Source organism: Lysobacter sp. Root604 (assembly GCF_001427505.1).
Taxonomy (GTDB): domain Bacteria; phylum Pseudomonadota; class Gammaproteobacteria; order Xanthomonadales; family Xanthomonadaceae; genus Lysobacter.
Genome location: NZ_LMGS01000001.1, coordinates 1,625,736 through 1,646,505, shown reverse-complemented (window position 1 = coordinate 1,646,505; position 20,770 = coordinate 1,625,736). Strand labels below are relative to the sequence as shown.

Annotated in this window: 11 protein-coding genes; 8 read left to right on the top strand and 3 right to left on the bottom strand. The window is 68.8% G+C overall.

Features of this window, described 5'->3' with window-relative positions:
• Positions 1-108: 108 nt before the first annotated feature.
• Positions 109-822: a hypothetical protein gene (locus ASD69_RS07440; protein WP_056175773.1), complete on the top strand. Its 714-nt coding sequence runs from the start codon at positions 109-111 to the stop codon at positions 820-822.
• Between the two features lie 281 nt (positions 823-1,103).
• Positions 1,104-2,495: a TIGR03013 family XrtA/PEP-CTERM system glycosyltransferase gene (locus tag ASD69_RS07435; RefSeq protein ID WP_056175771.1), complete on the top strand. Its 1,392-nt coding sequence runs from the start codon at positions 1,104-1,106 to the stop codon at positions 2,493-2,495.
• A gap of 25 nt (positions 2,496-2,520) precedes the next feature.
• On the opposite strand, the gene ASD69_RS07430 is transcribed toward ASD69_RS07435, so the two are convergent.
• A complete protein-coding gene (locus ASD69_RS07430) occupies positions 2,521-3,354 on the bottom strand; it encodes a hypothetical protein (RefSeq protein ID WP_157499071.1) in 834 nt (277 codons plus the stop codon).
• Positions 3,355-3,414: 60 nt separating this feature from the next.
• Positions 3,415-3,867, bottom strand: a complete 453-nt coding sequence (locus ASD69_RS07425) for a J domain-containing protein (protein WP_056175764.1) — start codon at positions 3,865-3,867, stop codon at positions 3,415-3,417.
• A 216-nt stretch (positions 3,868-4,083) separates the two neighbouring features.
• Here ASD69_RS07425 and ASD69_RS07420 point away from each other — a divergent pair, with 216 nt between their 5' ends.
• The 6 genes from ASD69_RS07420 to ASD69_RS07395 are packed head-to-tail and all read left to right on the top strand — an operon-like array spanning position 4,084 to position 18,197.
• Positions 4,084-12,393 (top strand): non-ribosomal peptide synthetase/type I polyketide synthase, encoded by an 8,310-nt coding sequence (locus tag ASD69_RS07420; protein ID WP_162250623.1) that lies wholly within the window; start codon positions 4,084-4,086, stop codon positions 12,391-12,393.
• Between the two features lie 49 nt (positions 12,394-12,442).
• On the top strand, positions 12,443-13,243 hold the full coding sequence (locus ASD69_RS07415; RefSeq protein WP_056175755.1) for a hypothetical protein: 801 nt from the start codon (positions 12,443-12,445) through the stop codon (positions 13,241-13,243).
• Positions 13,240-14,082, top strand: coding sequence for a hypothetical protein (locus ASD69_RS07410; protein ID WP_056175752.1), 843 nt, complete (start codon positions 13,240-13,242; stop codon positions 14,080-14,082). The genes ASD69_RS07415 and ASD69_RS07410 overlap by 4 nt, the downstream gene beginning before the upstream one ends.
• Positions 14,079-15,863, top strand: a complete 1,785-nt coding sequence (locus ASD69_RS07405) for a hypothetical protein (protein ID WP_056175750.1) — start codon at positions 14,079-14,081, stop codon at positions 15,861-15,863. The genes ASD69_RS07410 and ASD69_RS07405 overlap by 4 nt, the downstream gene beginning before the upstream one ends.
• Positions 15,864-15,901: 38 nt before the next feature.
• The gene (locus ASD69_RS07400; RefSeq protein WP_056175747.1) at positions 15,902-17,434 is read left to right on the top strand and encodes an oligosaccharide flippase family protein; all 1,533 of its coding nucleotides are present in this window, start codon (positions 15,902-15,904) and stop codon (positions 17,432-17,434) included.
• A gap of 1 nt (position 17,435) precedes the next feature.
• Positions 17,436-18,197 (top strand): YdcF family protein, encoded by a 762-nt coding sequence (locus tag ASD69_RS07395; protein ID WP_056175744.1) that lies wholly within the window; start codon positions 17,436-17,438, stop codon positions 18,195-18,197.
• Positions 18,198-18,304: 107 nt separating this feature from the next.
• Here ASD69_RS07395 and ASD69_RS07390 read toward each other — a convergent pair whose 3' ends face one another.
• Positions 18,305-20,299: a choice-of-anchor Q domain-containing protein gene (locus ASD69_RS07390; protein WP_162250622.1), complete on the bottom strand. Its 1,995-nt coding sequence runs from the start codon at positions 20,297-20,299 to the stop codon at positions 18,305-18,307.
• Between the last annotated feature and the right edge of the window lie 471 nt (positions 20,300-20,770).

Sequence of the window (20,770 nt, the reverse complement as noted above, 5' to 3'; positions counted from 1 at the left end):
ACCCAACTTCGCAGGCCTGGGGTGCAAGCCTCGCACTGCCGACGCTCGCCGCATTCCGCGGCATTCCGGGGGCCGTAAGCGCCGCGGGATCGCGTTGTGGTTGAAGTCATGCATCAGAAATTCGCTGCCGCCGCGCTCCTGGCCTGCTCCTGGGCCGGCGGCAGTCTGGCTGCGCAGCCGGCATCGCAAGCGGCGGGCCGACCGGACCCGTCGACGCCTGCGCTGGGCGGTTCCGCTACGACGGCCGCGACCGAGGGCATCCGCGACGCGATCGCCGGTCCCTTGATCGACGCGATCTCGCTGCGGTTGGGCGGGCGCGCCGTCGAACTGCGTTTGGACCTCGTCGAGGTCCGGGCGATCGACGTCGATCAGCGTGCCATTCGCGGCAGCGGCGCCGCCCAGATCGTCGGGCGACAGGATTGGATCGGCTTTCGGTTCGGCGTGCGTTACGACGCCCGCCTGCGCAGGTTGGGACGCCCCGATATCGGCATCGACCCGGTCGCGGCGGGAGAGCGCGATGTTCCCAACGACCCGCGTCTGGTGCGGCAACTCGAGATCATGCTGAGCGCGGATCTGGCCCAGGCGCTGCGCAAGCCGTCGGCCCAGCTCCGGCTCGACCGGGTTTCCAGCGTCGAAGACGACGGCCAGCGGCTGCGGATCGATGCGCTGGGCACGGTCTACCCCGACCCTTATGGCCCCGGCACGCCCTTGGCCGTCACCGCGCTCTACGATCGTCCCAGCCATGCCTGGCTGCGGCTCGAGTACCGCCCGGGCGACGATGCCGCAAGCGGCTCCCAGGACCGGCGAACGTCGGCGCGTTGATGCGCCCAGGCTCGCAGCGCTCGCGTCGAATCGAAGCTCCGCGCGCCCGCGACGGCCGGAACGCCGCGATTCCTTCGTTGTCTCGGTCAAGCCAGCCCGTTTGGAGAGCGAGCGTCCTTTGCCCGGAAACGGGGTAGCCAGGAGTGGGGGCTACGCATCGGCAGGTACAGCGTAATGAAGGATCACCCGGTAGCGTTTCCTCGCTTCGATCCTAGTCCAGCGCGAGAACCAGACAGGGGGCATTCGTCGTCGCGTGCGCCGCACGGAAGGCGGGTGGCGCCATGAGCATCGCATTGGCCAGTCGCAAAAGCCGCGCACTGCTGCTGCTATGGCTGGGCGAGACCTGGCTGCTGATCCTGTCGGTGACCATCGCGGCGTGGCTGCGCTTCATGGGGTCGCAGGGGCTGCTCAGTTCCTTCCAATGGGCGCCGGTACGCGCGTTCGTGTTCGCCGCCTTCATCACGGTGTCGATGGTGGCCTTCGGCCTGTACCAGGTGCACGTGCGCCACAACCGGATGGAGTTCCTGCTCCGGCTGGTGTTGTCCTTCGCGTTCGGCGGCATCGCCCTGCTGGTGCTGTACTACCTGATGCCCGCCGCCTACATCGGCCGCGGCGTGCTGGCGATGGCGCTGGCGATCGGCCTGGTCGCGGTGATCGCGCTGCGCCTGATCGTCGAGCGGGTGTTCAAGACCGATGTGTTCCGGCGTCGGGTACTGGTGTTCGGCGCGGGCAAGAACGCCGATCTCATCAACAGTCGCATGCGGCGGGGAGCCGACCGCAGATCCTTCGTGGTGGTGGGGTTCGTGCCGGTGCCGGGGCAGCCCGTGCTGGTGCCCGAGAAGTTGCTGCTCAGCACGGATTTCGCACTGTCCGAGATCGCCGAGTGGCTGCACGTCTACGAGATCGTGGTCGCGCCCGACGAGCGGCGCGGCGCGCTGCCGATGGAGGAAATGCTGACCTGCGCGCAGCGCGGAGTCACCGTGACCGATCTGTCGACGTTCTTCGAGCGCGAGGCCGGCATGGTCAAGCTGAACGTGGCCGACCCGTCGTGGCTGGCGTTTTCGGGCGGTTTCGATCATTCCATGCCGCGCCGCCTCAACAAGCGCTTCTTCGACCTGGCCGCCGCATGCGCCCTGTTGCTGGTGGCCTGGCCCTTCATGCTGCTGGTGGCGGCGTGCGTCAGCCTGGAGTCGCGCGGTCCGGTGCTGTACCGGCAGACGCGCATCGGTGAGAACGGTCGCAGCTTCGAGCTGATCAAGTTCCGCAGCATGCGCGTGGACGCCGAGGCCGACGGCGTGGCGAAGTGGGCGACCCAGAACGACGATCGCACCACCCGGGTCGGTCGGATCATCCGCCTGTCGCGCCTGGACGAGCTTCCGCAACTGTTCAACATCCTGCTCGGGGAAATGAGCTTCGTCGGCCCTCGGCCCGAGCGGCCGCAGTTCGTCGACATGCTCAACCAGGAAGTGCGCTACTACAACGTGCGCCACTGCGTGAAACCGGGCCTGACCGGCTGGGCGCAGCTGCGTTATCCCTACGGCGCATCGGTACGGGACGCCGAGGAGAAGCTGACCTTCGATCTGTTCTACGTGAAGAACCACGGATTGGTATTCGACCTGCTGATCCTGCTGCAGACGGTCGAGGTGGTGCTGTTCCGCCGCGGCTCGCGCTGACGCCTGCGGCCTGTGCCGGCGCAGATTACCGTGATCGGCTCGCAGGCCCGGATGCGGCCGCGTGGTGGCGCGCACCGGCGAAAACGAACCTCACCTCGCCGTAGCGTTGCGAGATATAGCTCAGCAGCGCGTGGATGAAAGCGATGACGCCCGCCATCTCCATGCCTTCCTCCAGGCTGACCAGTGCGTGATAGACGAGGTTCCTGTGCCCGTGTCCCTCGCGCCACCATCCCTCGACCAGTTCGACGCCCAGGGCGCCGCCCAGATAGATCGCGGCGGAGATCACGAAGGCGATCGCCGTCCTGCGCGGCAGGCGCAGCAGGAAGCGCAGGAAGTAGGCGCCGAGCACGCAGACCAGGGCGATGCCGGGTATCACCCAGGCGAAGAAGAAGATGCCCAGGTGCTGGCCGCCCAGCAGCGCGCGCAAGGGCGCGATCGTTCTTTCGTGGAAGGACAGGGCCTCGTCCAGGGACATCAGCGCGAAGCCGGCGGCGAGGAGGGCCCATTTCGACACATCGGCGCCCTGGTGGCGTCGTTCCAGCACGGCGATCAGCGTCAGGATCAGCGCGGCGCCGAACAGCAGCAGGGTCGAGAACAAGGCCGGAAGATTGTTTTCTCCGTCCATGCTGAGCATCGCCAGGCCGACGACATGTTCCTGGTGCGCGATCAGCCGATAGGCCTGCAGGCCCAGATTGGCGGCCACGAGCAGAGCGGTGGCGGCGGCCAGCGGCCAGGCGATGGCACTGGGGGTGAGCGGGATCTTGCTGGCGTCCATCGTCTGATCAGTCGCCTGTACGTGACGGGTGCCGGTGCGCCCACCTCCTGGAAAACGGGCCCGGGCGGTGCCTGCGGACAGCACGGCCGCCGCCGCGTTTGGTGCGCATCGACGCGAGCGGGCGCGGACGCGCGGCCGGGCCCGCTACCTCAGCCATTCTCCCGAGGCGAGCGCCAACACGGCGAACAGGAGAATCAGCAAGGCGATGGCCAGCACCAGGGCGAACCGCGCCGGCGCGGGCGGACCCTGCTCGGAATAGTGGTGCTCGGAACGACGGAACTCGGAAGGCCGATGTTCGAAAGGGCGCGGGCTGCCGGCTGCATGGGCCCGCGACAAGCCGCCATGCGCCGGGCCGCCGCCGATCCGATGCGGGGCTTCTCCCGGCAGACGTCCGTAGCGGCGATGGAAGCGCGTGGCCGTGGTGTACAGACCGATCAGGTCGCACAGGTAAGCCGAATCCTGCAATGGCGGCTTGGCGCCCGGACGCCTGGGGTGCAGCTCGGAAATCCGCCTGCGATAGGCGAGCTGGAGCTCCTCCAGACTGCAGTTGGGCCTCAGCCCCAACTCGGAGTACAGCAGTGTCAGGTCGGCTTTCATCGGAGACCTCCCATCTTCCTATCGTAACGCGCGCAGCGGGCGTGGGTGGCGATTTGCCTGCGATTCGCGCATGGCCGCATGACCACCCTCACGGCGTTTGTCATGACATCGACGCGCGATCCTTGCCTGCCGGGTGCCGAGGTCAGGGGATACGACTGGGATGTCATCACGGTGGGATCGCCAGGTGCCGCGAGCGCGGGCAGGGAAAACATGGGTATGAACAAGCTATCCGATGGTTCTGCGCCCTCCCGCCCGCTCGTCTGCATACCGCAACTGATCGAACAGCAGGCTGCCGCGCGCCCGGACGCCATCGCGGTCAGCTGCGACGGCGCCAGCCTGAGCTATCGCGAACTGAACCATCGCGCCAACCAGCTCGCCCATCGCCTGCGCTCCCTCGGGGTGGGGCCGGAGACGCTGGTGGCGATCGGCTTGGAACGTTCGCTGGAGATGGTGGTGGGGCTGCTCGCCATCCTGAAGTCGGGCGGGGCCTATCTGCCGATCGATGCCTCCTATCCGCGCGATCGCGTGCAGTTCATGTTCGAGGACGCGCGTCCCGCCGTGCTGCTGAGCTCGTCGGCACAGAGACTGACCTTGCCCGCGACCGACGCGACGACCTTGATGCTGGACGGCGACTGGTCCGAATTCGCCGCCGAACCCGTGCACGATCCCGAGCCGTTGGCGCGGCCCGAGCATCTGGCCTACGTCATCTACACGTCCGGCTCGACCGGCCTGCCCAAGGGCTGTCAGGTCACCCATGCCAACGTCGCGCGCCTGTTCCTGGCGACCCGGCCCTGGTTCGAGTTCGGCCCCGACGATGTGTGGACCTTCTTCCATTCCCACGCCTTCGACTTCTCGGTGTGGGAGATATGGGGCGCGCTGATCCACGGCGGCCGCGTCGTGGTCGTGCCGTTCCTGACCAGCCGATCGCCGGAGGCGTTCCATGCGCTGATGCTGCGCGAGCGCGTGACCGTGCTCAACCAGACGCCGGCGGCGTTCCGCGGCCTCATCCATGCCGATCTCGCGTCGGCGACCGAGCCTTCCGGCTTGGCGCTGCGCTATGTGGTGTTCGGCGGCGAAGCCTTGGAACTGCAGATGCTGCGGCCGTGGTTCGAGCGTCACGGCGACCGGTCGCCACGCCTGATCAACATGTACGGCATCACCGAAACCACGGTGCACGTCACCTACCGGCCGATAACCCGCGCGGATCTGGAGCGCAGCGCAGGCAGCGTGATCGGCGAGCCCATTCCCGACCTGCATCTGTATGTGCTCGATCCCGCACTCGCACAGGTCGCCGTCGGCGAAGTCGGCGAGATCCATGTCGCGGGCGCCGGCGTGAGCCGCGGCTATCTCAATCGCCCGGCGTTGACCGCCGAGCGGTTTTTCGACTGGACCTCGCCCGAAGGCGAGCGCGTACGCCTGTACAAGACCGGCGATCTGGCCCGTCCGCTCGCCGACGGCGATCTGGAGTACCTGGGTCGCAGCGACCATCAAGTCAAAATCCGCGGCTTTCGCATCGAGACCGGCGAAATCGAGAGCGTGCTGGCGAGGCACGAGTGCGTCCGCGCCTGCGCCGTGATCGCAGCCGACGATCGCGCCGGCGGCGAGGCGCGGCTGGTGGCCTATGTCGTGCCCGCCGAGGCGCGCGCTAGCCAGGCGTCCCTGCGCGCCCATCTCGCGACGGCCTTGCCGGACTACATGGTCCCCAGCGTATTCGTCGAACTCGCGGCGTTGCCCTTGACCGAGAACGGCAAGCTCGATCGTCGCGCGCTGCCGGCGCCGGCTCGGCAGCGCCCCGAGCTCGCGCATGCGTTCGAGCCCGCGATCGGCGCGCTCGAGGCTGCGCTGTGCGCCGCATTCGGCGACACTCTCGCCGTCGATCAGGTCGGGCGCCACGACAACTTCTTCGAGCTGGGCGGCGATTCGCTGTCGGCGGCCAGGCTGTTGCAGCGGCTCAAGCAGGCCGGCACGCCGGCCGTCGCCATCCCGACCGCGCAACTGTTCCGCTATCCGACGCCGGCCCTGCTGGCCGCGTCGCTTGCAAGCGGCGACGCGACGGACATCGCTCCGGCGCGCTATGCGTCGGCCCGTCGCATGCAGGCGCATGGGGACGCCGCCGAGCCCATCGCGATCGTGGCCATGGCCGGACGCTTCCCCGGCGCCGCGGACGTCGAGGCGTTCTGGCGCAACCTCTGCGAGGGGCGCGATTCGATTACCGTCTTCGCCCCGGAGGAACTGGATCCCGCCGTCAGCGCGCAGGATCGCGACGATCCGGCGTACGTGCCGGCGCGCGGCGTGATCGACGGCGTCGAGCAGTTCGACGCGGCGTTCTTCGGTATCGGCCCCAAGGAAGCCGAGTTGATGGACCCGCAGCAGCGGATCTTCCTCGAGCTGGCATGGGAATGTCTGGAACGCGCCGGCCACGTGCCCGACGCGACCGCGGCGCCGGTCGGCGTGTTCGGCGGCATGTTCAATGCCAGCTATTTCCAGCGGCATGTGTCCGCGCACCCGGAACTGGTCGACAAGGTCGGCGCCTTCCAGGTGATGCTGAACAACGAAAAGGATTTCATCGCCACCCGGGTCGCGCACAAGCTCAACCTGACCGGCCCGGCGGTCAGCGTGCACACCGCTTGTTCGACTTCGCTGGTGGCGATCTGCCAGGCCGTCGACAGTCTGACGCTAGGCCATTGCGACATGGCCCTGGCCGGCGGCATCAGCGTCACCTGCCCGCCGCGCAGCGGCTACTTCTATCAGGAAGGATCGATGCTCTCGCCCGACGGCCACACCCGGCCGTTCGATGCGAGCGCACAGGGCACCGTGTTCAGCGATGGCGCGGCGATCGTGCTGCTCAAGCGACTGTCCGATGCACAGGCGGACGGCAACCCCATAGTCGCGGTGATCCGCGCCGGCGCGGTCAACAACGACGGCGCCGGCAAGGCCAGCTTCACCGCGCCGAGCAGCGAAGGCCAGGCGGCGGTCATCGCCATGGCCCACGATCGGGCGCGGGTGGATCCGCGCAGCATCGGCTATGTCGAAACCCATGGCACCGCCACGCCGGTGGGCGACCCGATCGAAATCGAGGGCCTGACCCGCGCATTCCGCCGGGGCACCGACGAGCGCGGCTTCTGTCGGATCGGATCGGTGAAGAGCAACGTCGGCCATCTGGTTATCGCCGCGGGAGCGGCCGGCGTGATCAAGACCGCGCTGGCATTGGCCGAGCAGCGCATACCGGCGACCGCGCATTTCAAGTCGCCCAATCCAGTCATCGATTTCGCCGGTTCGCCCTTCGTCGTCAACGACGCCCTGACGGACTGGCCGGCCGGCGCCACGCCGCGTCGCGCAGGCGTGAGTTCGTTCGGCGTCGGCGGCACCAATGCGCACGTCGTGCTGGAGGAGGCGCCGAGCCGGCCGCCGTCGGACCCGGCGCGAGGGCCGCAACTGCTGGCGCTGTCCGCACGCACGCCGACGGCGCTGGCGCGCGCGACGACGCGCCTGGCCGACCATCTCGACGGCGCGCCTGGCCTGAACCTGGCCGACGCGGCGTGGACGCTCGCGCTGGGCCGCAAAGCCTTCGCGCATCGCATCGCGGTGGTCGCCGAGGACGCCGCCGCCGCGGTGGCGCAACTGCGCGGCCCCGACATCGCCGTCGCCGCCGCGCGCGCCAAGCCGGCGCGGCAGGGCGAGGTCGTGTTCCTGTTCCCTGGACAGGGCGCGACCTATCCAGGCATGGGGCGCGGCCTGTACGACACCCAGCCGGCGTTCCAGGCGGCATTCGACGCCTGCGCGGACGCCTTGCTCGCGCAGCTCGGCTTCGACCTGCGCGAGCGCGTGTTCTCGAACGACCCCGAGGCGCTGCTGCCGACCGCGATTATGCAGCCGGCGACGTTCGCGATCGAGTACTCGATCGCGCAGTGGTGGATGAGCCACGGCATCGTGCCGACGGCGATGATCGGACACAGCGTCGGAGAATTCGTCGCCGCGACGCTGGCCGGCGTGTTCGGCTTGGCCGATGCGCTGAACCTGGTCGCGCGGCGCGGCGCGCTGATGCAGGCGCGGCCGCCAGGCGCCATGCTGTCGGTCCGGCTGCCCTTGGACGCATTGCTGGCCAGGCTGCCCGCCGATCTGTCGCTGGCCGCCGAGAACGCGCCTGGCAGCGTGGTGGTATCGGGCGCCCTCGACGCGATCGCGCGCTTCCAGCTCGAACTCGAAGCGCAGGGCGTGGCCTGCCGTGCTCTGCGCACCTCGCACGCCTTCCATTCGCGGATGATGGAGCCGGTGGTGGCGCCGTTCCGCGCCGAAGTCGCCGCCCTGACGCTGTCGGCGCCGCTGATCCCGATCGTCTCGACCGCGACCGGCGATTGGCTGGACGCCGCATCCGCCACGTCCCCCGATTACTGGGCCTCGCACCTGCGCGAGCCGGTTCGCTTCGCCGCGGCGGTGGGCAGGGTGCTGGACACGCCGTCGCAGGTGCTGCTGGAAGCCGGCCCGCGCGCCACCCTGTGCGCCTTGTCGCGTCAACATCCGGCCATGTCGAAGCAGCAGGCCACGGCGGTGCCGTCGCTGGCCGACGACCCCGCGACCGAGGTCGCCAGCATCCTCGCCGCGGCGGGCCAGTTGTGGTGCCGCGGTATCGCGATCGACCTGGCGGCGTTCGACCGTCGGCCTACACGCCGGCGCGTATTGCTGCCCACTTATCCGTTCGAACGGCAGCGCTACTGGGTCGAGGCCGCGGCGGCCTCGAATGTCGTCGCGCTCCCAGGCGCGAATCTCGCGCAGGCGCTTGCGTCCGTACCCGCCGCCGAGGCCGCGACCGTGCGGGCGACCGCGGCCCTACCGGATCGCCATGCGCGGCTGGTCGCGCAGCTCTCGACCCTGTTCGAGGACGTGGTCGGATTCGACCTGTCCGAGGCCGACGACGAAGCCAATTTCATGGAGCTCGGTCTGGACAGCCTGATGCTGACCCAGGTCGCGCTGCGTCTGCAGAAGGCCTACGCGGTCAAACTGACGTTCCGGCAGCTGATGAGCGAATGCAGCAGCCTGGGTCGCCTGGCGACGATGCTGGACGCGCAGTTGCCGGCGGAGCCGGCGGGCACGCCGGTGCCGCCGGCCGCGGCCTCCGAGGCGGAAACCGCGAAGGCGCCGATGCCTTCGCCGCCATCGCGGCTTGCCGAGCTTGCCGCTGTGAGGGACCTGCCCGCATCCGTGGTGCCCGGCGACGAAGTCGCGCAGGCGTCGCGAGCCGGCTACGAGCCGTTCGGCGGCGGCATCCGCGCGCGCGTGGCGCCGACCACGGAGCCGCAGCGCGAGATCTGGCTGGCCGACCAGCTCGGGCGGGAAGCGTCGCTGGCCTTCAATCTTTCGGTATCGCTGCAGTTCCGCGGCGCGCTGAATCTGGAATTCATGCGCGAGGCGCTGCAGGAACTGGTGGACCGGCACGAATCCCTGCGCGCAAGCATCGGGCCGGACGGCGCAAGCTTCCGGGTGCTGGAGCGCCATGCCTTGCCGTTACCGGTCGAAGACCTGGCGTCGCTGAACCCGATCGCGCGACGGACGGCCGTCGACGAGCGCATCCGGCTCGCGGTGGAAACGCCGTTCGTGCTGGACCAGGGGCCGCTGTTTCGCGCGCAGCTGCTGCGCCTCGCGGCGGACGAGCATCTGCTGCTGCTGACCGCCCATCACATCGTCTGCGACGGATGGTCGTGGTGGGCGATCGTGCGCGAGCTGGGCGCCCTGTACGGAAAGCGTTTCGGAACGCCGGCGTCGAGCCTGCCCGAAGCCTCCTCGTTCGTCGCTTACGCATTGGCGGAAGCCGAGCATCAGGGCGACGCGGCGCAGCTCGCCGACGAGGCCTACTGGCTCTCGCGCTACGCCAAGGGTGCGCCGGTGCTGGAGCTGCCCACCGATCGGCCGCGGCCGCCGAGCCGCAGCTTCGCCTCGGCCCGACTGGATCACGTGCTCGATGCCGATTTGCTCGATGCGCTGCGGCGGACCGGCGCGGCCCGTGGCGTCGGCATGTTCGCCACGCTGCTTGCGGGTTTTTCCGCGCTGCTGTCGCGCCTGTCGTCGCAATCGGAAGTGGTGGTCGGGATTCCCGCCGCGGGGCAGGCGGTCTGCGGCGCCGACCACCTGGTTGGGCATTGCGTCAATCTGCTGCCGCTGCGCTTCGAGCTCGAATCCGCACAGTCGTTCGCGCAGGCGATCGACGACGCGCAGGCCATGTTGCTCGATGCCTTGGAGCACCAGCGCTACACCTTTGGCACGCTGCTCAGGAAGCTGCGGCTGCGGCGGGATCCGGCGCGGATACCGCTGGTCAGCGTGCTGTTCAACCTCGACCAGGCCATGGACCAGGAATGCGCTTCGTTTCACGGTGTATCCATGGAGTTCGACAGCAATACGCGCAGCTTCGAAACCTTCGAGCTGTTCGTGAACGCCGTGCAGGTCCACGGTCGCTTGCGGCTCGAATGCCAATACAACCGCGACCTGTTCGACGCGACAACCATCCAGCGCTGGCTAAGCGCCTACGAAACCCTGCTGCGCGCCGCGGTGGAGCGGGAGACGGCGGATCTGGCGAGCCTGCCGCTGGTCGACGCGCAGGCGCGTACGGAGTTGGCCTCGTTGCAGCCAACGGCGATCGCCTACGACCGCGCCTGCAGGATGCACGAATACTTCGAGGCCCAATGCGAGCGCACGCCGGACCGGGTCGCGTTGCGCGCAGGTCCGGTGTCGTTGCGCTATGCCGAGTTGGAGACGCGCTCGAATCGCATCGCCCAGGTGCTGCGCGGGCATGGCGTCCGTCGCGGCGCGCTGGTGGGTCTGGCCCTGGATCGCGGCCCGGACATGCTGGCGGCGCTGCTGGGCATCCTCAAGGCCGGCGCGGGCTATGTGCCCCTGGATCCGCAGTTCCCCGCAGAGCGCCTGGCCTACATGGCCGCCGACGCCGGACTGGCGCTGCTCCTGACCACGCGCGAGCACGCCGCCCGCTTCGATTTGCGCGGCAGGCCGGTGCTGCTGTTCGACGAGCATGCGTCCCTGTTCGCGACGGCGGAGGCGACGCGGCCGGGTCGCGACGAGCACACCGCGCAGCCCGAGGATCCGGCCTACGTGATCTACACCTCGGGATCCACCGGCCGTCCCAAGGGCGTCATCGTGCCGCATCGGGCCGTGTCCAACTTCCTCGACAGCATGCGTCGCGAACCCGGACTGGACGCGCAGGACCGGCTGTTGGCGGTGACCACGCTGTCGTTCGACATCGCGGTGCTGGAATTGCTGCTGCCGTTGGCGGTGGGCGCGCAGATCGTGCTGGCGGATCGCGAAACCGCCGGCGACGGCGTCGCCTTGCGCGCGCTGTTGGAAAGCAGCGCCGCGACGGTGATGCAGGGCACGCCGTCGAGCTGGCGCCTGCTGATCGATGCGGGCTGGCGCGGCGCGCCGGGGTTCAAGGCGCTGTGCGGTGGCGAACCGATGGGCCTGGATCTGGCCAGGTCGCTGTTGGCGCGCTGCGGATCCTTGTGGAACGTCTACGGGCCCACCGAGACCACCGTGTGGTCCACCTGCGCGCGCATCGTCCCGGCCCCCGCCGGGCAAGCGCCCGACATCCATATCGGGCGGCCGATAGGCAACACCAGCGTGTGGATCGTGGACGCGCATGGCGAGCTGTGCCCCTACGGCGTGCCGGGCGAGATCTGCATAGGCGGCGAAGGCGTCACCAAGGGCTATCTGGAACGCCCCGAGCTGACCGCCGAACGCTTCGTGGTCGATCGCTACACGGCGGCGTTCGCCGATGCAGCGCAGGCGGACGGCGCAGCCCTGTTGTACCGCACGGGCGATCGCGGCCGCTGGCGCGCGGACGGCAATCTCGAGCATCTGGGGCGTCTGGATCACCAGGTCAAGGTGCGCGGCTATCGCATCGAACTGGGCGAGATCGAGGCCAATCTGGCCGCGCGCGAGGAAGTCGCGCGCGCGCTCGTGATCGTGCGCGAGGATCGCGCCAACGACCAGCGTCTGGTCGCCTATCTGGTGGCCGCTCCGGGCGCGACCATCGAGGAGGCGGCGTTGCGCGCGCACCTACGGGAACTGCTCCCGGCCTACATGTTGCCGCAGCACTTCGTCGTGCTTGAAGAGATTCCGCTCTTGCCCAACGGCAAGATCGACCGCAACGCGCTGCTGCTGCCAGTCGATAAGGAACAGGCCGTCGTGCCTGCTCCGAGCGCGACTGGGGCGGCAGCCGACCCTCGCGTCCGTTACCTGTCGCAGATCTGGTCCGAACTGCTGGGCCTACCCGCGGGTCCGGACGACAACTTCTTCGAACTGGGCGGACATTCGATGCTCGCGGTGCAGATGGCCAATCGCGTCGAGCGCGATACCGGCAAGCGCATCAAGCTGATCCGCCTGGGCGCGGAGACTTTGGCCCAGGTCGCGGCGGGCCTGCCCGTTGCCACCCAGAACGCCGCGCCCGCCAGCGGTATGGGCGGACGCATCAGCAGCGGCTTGCGACGCCTGTTCGGTTTGAAAGAAGGGTCTGGCCTATGAACCGCGCCGCACGCACCCGCAGTCTCGAGATTCCACGGAGGCGATCGCAATGAGCCTGGGTGGTTGGGAGCCGTTCTGGCTGGGTACGCCGTCGCGGCGCTTGTACGCGGCGCTGCATGGCGTGCCGGGCGCGCCCGCGACCGGCGTCGTGCTGGTACCGCCGTTGCTGCACGAACTGCCGCGCAGCCGTCGTTTCATCACCGAGGTCGCCAGCGAACTCGCGGCCCTGGGCCTGCCGACCCTGCGTTTCGACTTCCATGGCACCGGCGATTCGGCGGGTACCGGCGAGGATCTGGATCTGAGCTCGATGCATCGGGATCTCGAAGCGGCGGTGACCGCGCTGCGTCAGCGCACCTCGATCAAGCGGCTGGCGCTGGTCGCATGGCGCGGTGGCGCGCTGGCCGTGCGCGGCTGGCTGGAGCGGGGCGGTGACGCCGATCTGGTCGTGCTTTGGGAGCCGATAATCGACGGTGCGGCCTGGCTGCGGGAGCTGGTGGAGAGCGATGCGCGCGAACGCGCGCTGCGTCCGCCGCCGCGTGCCGGCGTCGCCCGCAGCACCGATCCCGCGGACGGCCAGCTGATGGGCTTTCCCGCGCCGTCGCGCCTGCGCGTAGAGCTCGGAGAAACGCGCATCGACCAGGGCCTGGGGCGCGCGGTGCCCGTGTGGGCGGTCGTTCGCAAGGATCCGGAGGCGCTGCCGACCGGCATCGCCAGGACCCTGTCGCTGCCTGCCAGCGCCCCCAGCTTCAGCGTGGGCGCGGCGATGGACGCGGCGTTCTTTCTTACGCCCCAGGTGCGCGAGGTGGTCGGAAAACTGGGGCTGGCGGTGCGCGAGGAAGCATGGGCATGAATGCCGTGTTGGATGCCAAGCCCGTTGCGCCCGTCGCGGCCGACGAGGTGTTCGTGCGCTTCGGCCCAGATGGGCGATTGCATGGCGTACTCAGCGGCGCTCCCGGCGCCGGGCCGACGCTGCTATTGCCCAGCGCGGGTTTGCAGCCGCGATCCGGACCGTTCCGTTTGCACGCGCTGCTGGCCCATCGTCTCGCGGCGCTGGGGATACGAACCTTCCGTTACGACATTCCCGGCGTCGGAGAGGCGCCGCGCCTGCCGGAGTGCGACGCCACCCAGGCGACGATCGCCGCCTTGGATCAGCTCGAAGCTCTGCACGGCTGTCGCGTGTTCGCGGTGGGCGGAATCTGCAGCGCCGCCGACACCGGATGGGATGTCGCCAACGTCGATACGCGGGTGTCGGCGGTGTTGCTGCTGGATGGCCTGTGCTACACCGGCCCCTGGTATTACTACGCGCGCGCGCTCGAACTCCTGCGCCGCCTGCCCAGGGAATGGCGGCATTTCGCCCGCAAGCTGCGAGGGCGCATGCGCGGGAACGCCGGCCTGGACTCCACCGATTTCCGCAGCTGGCCCAGCCATGCGCAAGCGCGCGAGCAGTTCGCGGCGATGCTGGCGCGCGACGTCCGCCTGCTGTGCATCTTCAGCGGCGGCTATGCCGATCGGTTCCTGCATCCGCGCCAGTTCGAATGGGCGTTCGGCGCGGCGGCGCGCGATCCGCGCGTGAACCTGCACTACTGGCCCGACTGCGACCATACCTACTTCGGACGGGATCAGCGCGAGCGCCTGATCGAGGCGATCGCAAGCTGGATGAGCCGTTTGCCGCGGAGCCCCGCCGGATGAAAGCCGTCGGCGCGCGCGAACGAACCCCGCTGTACGCTCCGCCGGTCGGCGCCACACGGCCCTTGCGCGTAACGCTGGTGGGGCCGCCACAGGTCCCCGGATGGGTACGCGCGTTCCATGGCCTGGTGGCCGGGTACGACTGGATCGAACTGACCACGCTGAGCGCGGCCGGGGCGAGCTTGGCGAAGGTCGCTGGCGTGCCCGCGAGCGTGCGCGCCCTGATCGCGTTCGAGCGCGCCTTGCTAGGCCCCACCCGCAGCCTGACCGCGATGCCGATGCCGTCGGGTCCCCACGGGGACGCCGTTCTCGCGACGGCCGGTCCGGGAGACGAGGCCACCCTGGTCGAGCGCATCGCTGGCGCGCGCCCGGATCTGCTGATCGTGCTGGGCACGGAATCCTGGGCGTCGGCGCTGGCCGCCCAGACGAAATGCGCATGCTGGCGGGTCGACGCCAGCCTGCTCGACGATCGCCATGCGGGCTTGCAGTTGCTCGGTCCGATGCTGCGCCGTGAAACGGCGACGCGGATGGTCCTGGTCCTGCACGCGCCGAACCAGACGCCCGTCGACCTCGCGGCCAGTTGGGGCAGGACCCGGGCGACTTCGTTTCTCAAGCAGCGCGAGGATGCATTCCGCAAGCTGCCGGCCTTGCTGTTGCGCGCCTTGCGTCGGCTGGCGCAGGGAGATCTCGGCGCGGGCGCGCCTGCGATGGCGAGCCTGGAGCTGCAGCCGTTGGCGCCGCTGGCACCGGCCGCCGGGCTGCATGCCTTCGCGTCGATGCTGCGCGCTTCTCCGCGCTGGATGACCGGTTGGTTCAGGAACGCCCGCGTCGGCTGGACGCTGGTGCTGCGCCTGGGCGGAGCGCCGCTGGATCCGCACTCGCCGACGATCGGATCGCATGCCTTGCTGAAAGCGCCGAAGGGCTGGTGGGGCGATCCCTTCGTGGTGATGGCGCAGGAACGCAGGCTGCTGTTCGTGGAGGAAATGCTGGAGCCGCGGCTCAAGAAGGCGACCATAGCCTGCGTGGAGCTGGGCGCGGGAGGCGCGCGCTCGCTCGGCGTCGCGCTGGACGAGCCCGGCCATCTGTCCTTCCCGCAAGTGTTCGCCTGGGAGGGGCAGTGGCACATGACGGTCGAGTCCGGCTACGACCGCCGCGTCAGCCTGTACCGCGCCAGCGACTTCCCCTTGCGATGGGAGCGGGTGCACGACCTTGTGGTCGGGCGCGTCTGTGTGGATCCGAGCCTGCACCATCATCAGGGCCACTGGTACCTGTTCGCCAACGTTGCCGAAAACCAGAACAACACCTGCGACGAGTTGTTCCTGTTCGTCGCCGACCGGCTGGAGGGGCCGTACACGCCGCATCCGGCCTCGCCCATCGTCTGCGATGTGCGCCGCGCCCGCATGGCCGGGCGGCTGTTCCAGCGCAACGGCAGCCTGATCCGGCCGGCTCAAGACTGCGGGCCCGGCTACGGCAATGCCGTCGTGTTCAACGAAGTGCTGGAGCTGGGGCCCACGACCTATCGCGAGCGGCAACTGTCGCGGCTGGCCCCCTATCTGACGCGCAGCGTCGATGGCTGCCATACCTACAACGTGGCGGGCGGCGTCGAAGTCCTGGACGTGCTCGGACGTCCGCCGAACAGGACTGCCTACGTGGGCGTGCTCGATGAGCGGTCCGCGACGGACACGCGTGCTCGCGCGCCGGTCCCGGGTGCGGTGGATCCGGCGGCTTCGCCCGGTCCGCCTCCAGTCTGCGGCCCGGCCCATCCGGGCTCTCCTCCGAGGTGATGCGAAATGAGCGTCCATGACGATCGCGGTCGCTCGCGATGAATAGTTCGACGGAGAGCGCGACGGGCGCGGACGAAGGCCTGCGTGCCCCGCCGCGGGAGCGACCAGGCATCGTCACGCATTACCTGCGTTATTCGATCTCGAACGGTCTGGTGATGCTGGCGGGCTTCATCTCGTTCCCGATCCTGACCCGGTTTCTCGACAATACCCAGTTCGGCATCCTGAGGTACTACGACACCCTGATGCTGCTGGGCGTGGCGATCATCAAGCTCGGCACGCCGCACGCGATCGTGCGCTTTTATCCCTACGACGGGAGCGCGCGGCGGATGCAGGAGTTCGGCACCAACATGGTGCTGCTGCCGCTGATCCTGTCCGCAACGCTATGGTTACTTGGGTTGTGCGCGATCGCGCTCTGGTCCTGGCTGGGGCAGGGCGCGTTCTCGCCGCTGGTCTGGTGCGCCGTGCTGATGATGCCGATGCTGGCGGCGGTCAACATCGTGCAGATGGTGATACGCGCCAGCGAGCGTTCGGACATCGTCATGGCCATGCGCGTGATTGGGCGCATGCTCGAACTGGTGTTGGTTCTGGGCGCCGTGATCCTGGTGCAAAGAAGCGCGCTGGCGGTCTACGGCGGCAAGATCGTCGCCACCGTGCTGGTGCTGGCCTGGCTCGCGCATTGGATGTACCGCAACGTCAGTGTGGCGCGCGACGCGCTCGACTGGCAGGCCGTGCGCAGCGGCCTGATCTACGGCTTGCCGCTGATGGCGCACGAGTTGGCGTTCAGCATCCTGGCCAATGTCGATCGCGTGCTGCTCAAGCAGATCACCGGTGATTTCGCCGCGGTCGGCATCTACGCCATCGGCTATTCGCTGGCGATGCAGTTGAACGTGTTCATAGACGCGACCCTGTCCGAGGCGTTCACACCGGTGGTCATGCGCGCCTACGAAACCGGCGGCAACGAGGCCGTGCGCGCGCTCAAGGAGAAGGTGCTGCTGCCGATGACCTACGCGGTAGTGGCGATCATCGCGTTTCTGCTGGTGTCGGGGCAGGACCTGCTGGTGGCGCTGAGCGGTCGAGACAAGGCCGCGTCGGGCATCGTGTTCATCGTGATCGGCATCACCGTGTCGCTGTACGCCGTGCTCGCCATCTCGAACTACGGCCTGCAGTTGAAGAAGAAGACCGTGCAGGTGCTGATCATCACCCTGGGCGCGGCGGCGTTGAACGTGGTCATGAACCTGATCCTGATTCCGCGCCTGGGCTACATGGGGGCGGTGTGGTCCACCGCGATCGCCTACGGCGCGCTGGCCTTCGCCCAGTTCGCGATCTGCCCGAAGGGATTGGCGCGCCTGCCGGACCTGCATGCGGTCGCGCTGTCGCTCGGCTGCCTGACCGTGCTGGTGGCGGTGGCGCGCGGCACCGACTTGTTCGGGCTGCATGCCATCTGGGCGCGACTGTCCGTGGCCGCCCTGCTGTTCGTGCTGCTGTATGCCATTCCGGTTCTGGCCTTGGATCGGAAGCTGCGTGGAATGACGATGGCCTTGATGTCGCGGTCGCGGTCGCGGTCGCGTTGACGTGGCGGCCTGGCTGCTATCCCCGCTCGCATGGCTGTTGCTTGCGGGGGCGGCGCTGCCCTGGGCCTGGTTGTGTCGCCAGCGTCTGCGCTGGCCCCTGGTCGCGAGCGTCGCGCTGGCGGCCGTCGCGCTCGCGGCGATGACGCCGCTGGCGGCCAATTTGCTCGGAAAGCCGCTGCAGCGAACGCTCGCCGAGCCGATCGCCTGCCGCGATGCGCCGCCGGCGATCGCCGTCGTGCTCGGCGGTGGCAGCGACGGGCGCCCGCGCAGCGATACCGACTTCGCGGTACTCAACCTGGCGTCGCGGCGACGCATGGACCGCGCGGTGGCCTGGTGGCGCGCGCGCGAAGGACGGCAACTGGTGCTGGTGGGCGGCGGGCGCGGAGGGGTGGCCGTGGCGGAACTGATGGCGGCGTACGCGCGTATGCAGGGCGTGCCGGCGGCGGCCCTGCGCTTGGAAGCCCAATCCGACGACACCTGGAGCAACGCGCGCCACGCCGCGCGGATGTCGCCGCCGCTGCCTGCGCGTATCGTGCTGGTGACCTCGCTCATCCACATGCCGCGCGCGCGCGCGGCATTCGCCGGTGCCGGCTTCGAGGTGTGTCCGCTGGGCACGGACGCGCGCCGGCTGCCGTCGCGCCTGCCGTGGGCGCTGGTGCCGCGAACCAGCGCGCTCGCCAACACCGAGCTGGCCCTGCACGAGTGGGTGGGCTTGGCGTACTACCGCTGGCGCGATCATCGCGAGGCGCCCGCGTCTCGTTGAGGTCCGCACCCGCTTGGGCTGCGAGCGTCCCCGCGACGTTCTTGCCGTCTCGCAAAAAAAGAGCCCCGGAGGACGTCCGGGGCTCTTGCTTACGACGCTGCGTAGGCTTACTTGGCGACCGCGAAGGTCGTGGTCGCCGTCTTGCTCAGGCCGCCGGAGGTGGCCACCGCCGACAGCTTGTAGGTGCCGATCGAGCTGGGCCCCGTGCCGGAGGTGAAGGACACGCGCGCATAGCCGCTGGCGTCGGTGGTGGCGCTCAGCAGGACGTGGTTGACGCCGTTAGGCTTCAGCGCATCGAACGCGACGTTGGCACCCGAGACCGCCACGCCGTTCTTGAGGACACGGGCGGTGATGGACACGACTTCACCGGCTTTGTAGCTGGCCTTGCTCGTGCTCACGGTTTCGGTCAGGCCGACGACGGCCGCGGCCACGCTGTAGGTGATCGAGGCGTTGCCGGTGTGAGTGGCGCCGACGTTGCTGCTGACGCCCGCGCCGATGCCGTAGCTGCCGGCGCTGGCGGTGAGGTTAGACATCACGCTCAGGGTTGCCGCGCCGCTGGCGCCCGGAGCCAGCGTGATCGCGGTCGACGACAACTCGCCGGTCCAGCCGCTCGGAACGGTGCGGGCGATGGCGAACGACGTGTTGGCGCAGGCGCTGCTGTCGTTGTTCTTCAGACTCAGCGTGTACTTGTTCTCCGTGCCGGCGGCGACGGCGGCGGTCGGACCGCTCAGGCTCACGGTCGGCGCTGCGCGGGTGCAGGTCGGAGTCGGCGGCTGCGGCGGCGGAGTGCCACCGGCCTGGACCTCGTAGGCGCCCACGTCGTTGGCGGCGCCCGAGGGACGCGGTTGCAGCAGGAAGTCGGTGGACACGCCGCTGACCATCGGGGCCTTGTCGGTCACCGGGCTGCCGGCGAGCGGTTCGGCATCGAAGGCGGCCAGGGTCATATTGGTCAGCTTCGGGTCCTGGGTGCAGGTGGTTCCGGTCTGGCAACTGCGCACCTTCCAGGCCATGTTGCCTGAGAAGGATTTGGCGGCGGGGGCGCTGCCGCCGCTGAACAGCGTCGCGGTGGCGGTGTTGGCGTAGTACGGGAAGCCGATCACCAGGTTGTTCTGGATGTTGACCTTGTCGCTGGACGCGCCTTCGCCGTAGGCGATCTGCGCATCGCCTTCGCCGGCGATGGTGTTGTGGCGCACGGTCGCGGTGTCGTTGCCGGTCAGGATCAGCAGCAGGGTGCTGCCGTAGGCGCGGCACAGGTCGCCCGAGGCCATGAAGTCCTTGCCGCGGAAGTAGGTGCAGTTGCCCACCAGGACCGAGTTCTCGATCAGCGAGTTGCCCTTGATCTTGACCTGGTTGCCGGCGTTGGCGACCGAGTAGATGCGGCGCAAGGTCACGGTGGTCGCGTCGGCGCCGTCCATGTAACGCAGGTCGAGGCCGTCGGAGGTGTTGTGATGGATGAAGGCGTCTTCGATCAGCCACTGGCCGCCGGTGTCGACGGTGCCGAAACCGTCGCCGTAACCGCCGGTGGTCTGCGCCCAGCAGGCCCAGGGTTCGCCGGTCGCGACGCGCTCGCCGCAGCCGTTCCAGCCGATCTCGATGTCGCGCAGGATCATCTGGCCCGAATTCGAACCGGTGCCGACGTTGCCGTCCCAGCCGGCGCTGCCGTTCTTGTTCATCTTGACGCGTTCGAGCGTCCAGTTGGACAGGCCGCCGGCGTTGAAGCCGCGCGCCGCCATGCCGTGCACGTTCACGTCGTGCATCCACACGTTGTTGGAAGCGGTGGCGTACACGCCCACGCGGGCCCAGGCCATCGCGCTGGTGCAGGCGGCCGCGGCGTTGGAGTGGTTGTAGACGCAGTCGCTGTTGTCGGTGATTTCGAGATTGCCGACTTCGACGTTGGAGCTGCCGTCGAGGTTGAGCACGCGATGGGTGCCGGCGACGCCGACCAGCTTGGTGCCGGTCTTGCCGAGGATGCGCGTGCGCGTGGACGCGTTCGGGCCGCTCGGGATCTTCTGCATGTAGCCGCCGCTGCCGATCTGGAAGGTGCCGGCGCCGATCAGCAGGGTGTCGCCACCTGCGATGCGCGCGCTACCGGAGGAGGGCATGGCGATGTTGGGGTTCTTCCAGGCGCAGGCCTGGCCGGTTCCGCTGCCGGGATAAGCCGCGTCGGCGCGGCCGGTGCACTGGGCGGCATCGCCACCATCGGTGCGGACGTAGAAGGTTGCGGCTTGGGCGGTGCCGAAAGCGGCGAGGCCAAGGGACGGAAGCAGGAGCGAAGAAAGTAGGGCTCTGGGCAGCTTGCGGCTGCGAAGGGTCGATAGGGACATTTAGACTTGCTACTCCGTAGGGTTCGGGATGGCGATGTGGTGGCACCTCCTTTGTGGCCGGGGGCGGACTCTAGGGATGGGGGAGGACATGTTTTGTGCTGTCCATCACAGTTCACATGATCGTCACGCGTCACAAGTCGACCAAGAGTGTCTTTTGTGACGCAGAACCTGACGCAGCTGGTCATATTCAGCTGGGGTTCGGGGATATAAATGCTGAACAGGGTGTTTGAGGCCCAATCCGCGGCCACT

What these genes read in the sequence shown, in the direction of transcription:
- ASD69_RS07435 (WP_056175771.1), top strand. Translation starts at nt 1,104, where the DNA reads ATGAGCATCGCATTGGCCAGTCGCAAAAGCCGCGCACTGCTGCTGCTA.
- ASD69_RS07440 (WP_056175773.1), top strand. Translation starts at nt 109, where the DNA reads ATGCATCAGAAATTCGCTGCCGCCGCGCTCCTGGCCTGCTCCTGGGCC.
- ASD69_RS07400 (WP_056175747.1), top strand. Translation starts at nt 15,902, where the DNA reads ATGAATAGTTCGACGGAGAGCGCGACGGGCGCGGACGAAGGCCTGCGT.
- ASD69_RS07390 (WP_162250622.1), bottom strand. Translation starts at nt 20,299, where the DNA reads ATGCCCTCCTCCGGTAGCGCGCGCATCGCAGGTGGCGACACCCTGCTG.
- ASD69_RS07415 (WP_056175755.1), top strand. Translation starts at nt 12,443, where the DNA reads ATGAGCCTGGGTGGTTGGGAGCCGTTCTGGCTGGGTACGCCGTCGCGG.
- ASD69_RS07410 (WP_056175752.1), top strand. Translation starts at nt 13,240, where the DNA reads ATGAATGCCGTGTTGGATGCCAAGCCCGTTGCGCCCGTCGCGGCCGAC.
- ASD69_RS07420 (WP_162250623.1), top strand. Translation starts at nt 4,084, where the DNA reads ATGAACAAGCTATCCGATGGTTCTGCGCCCTCCCGCCCGCTCGTCTGC.
- ASD69_RS07405 (WP_056175750.1), top strand. Translation starts at nt 14,079, where the DNA reads ATGAAAGCCGTCGGCGCGCGCGAACGAACCCCGCTGTACGCTCCGCCG.
- ASD69_RS07425 (WP_056175764.1), bottom strand. Translation starts at nt 3,867, where the DNA reads ATGAAAGCCGACCTGACACTGCTGTACTCCGAGTTGGGGCTGAGGCCC.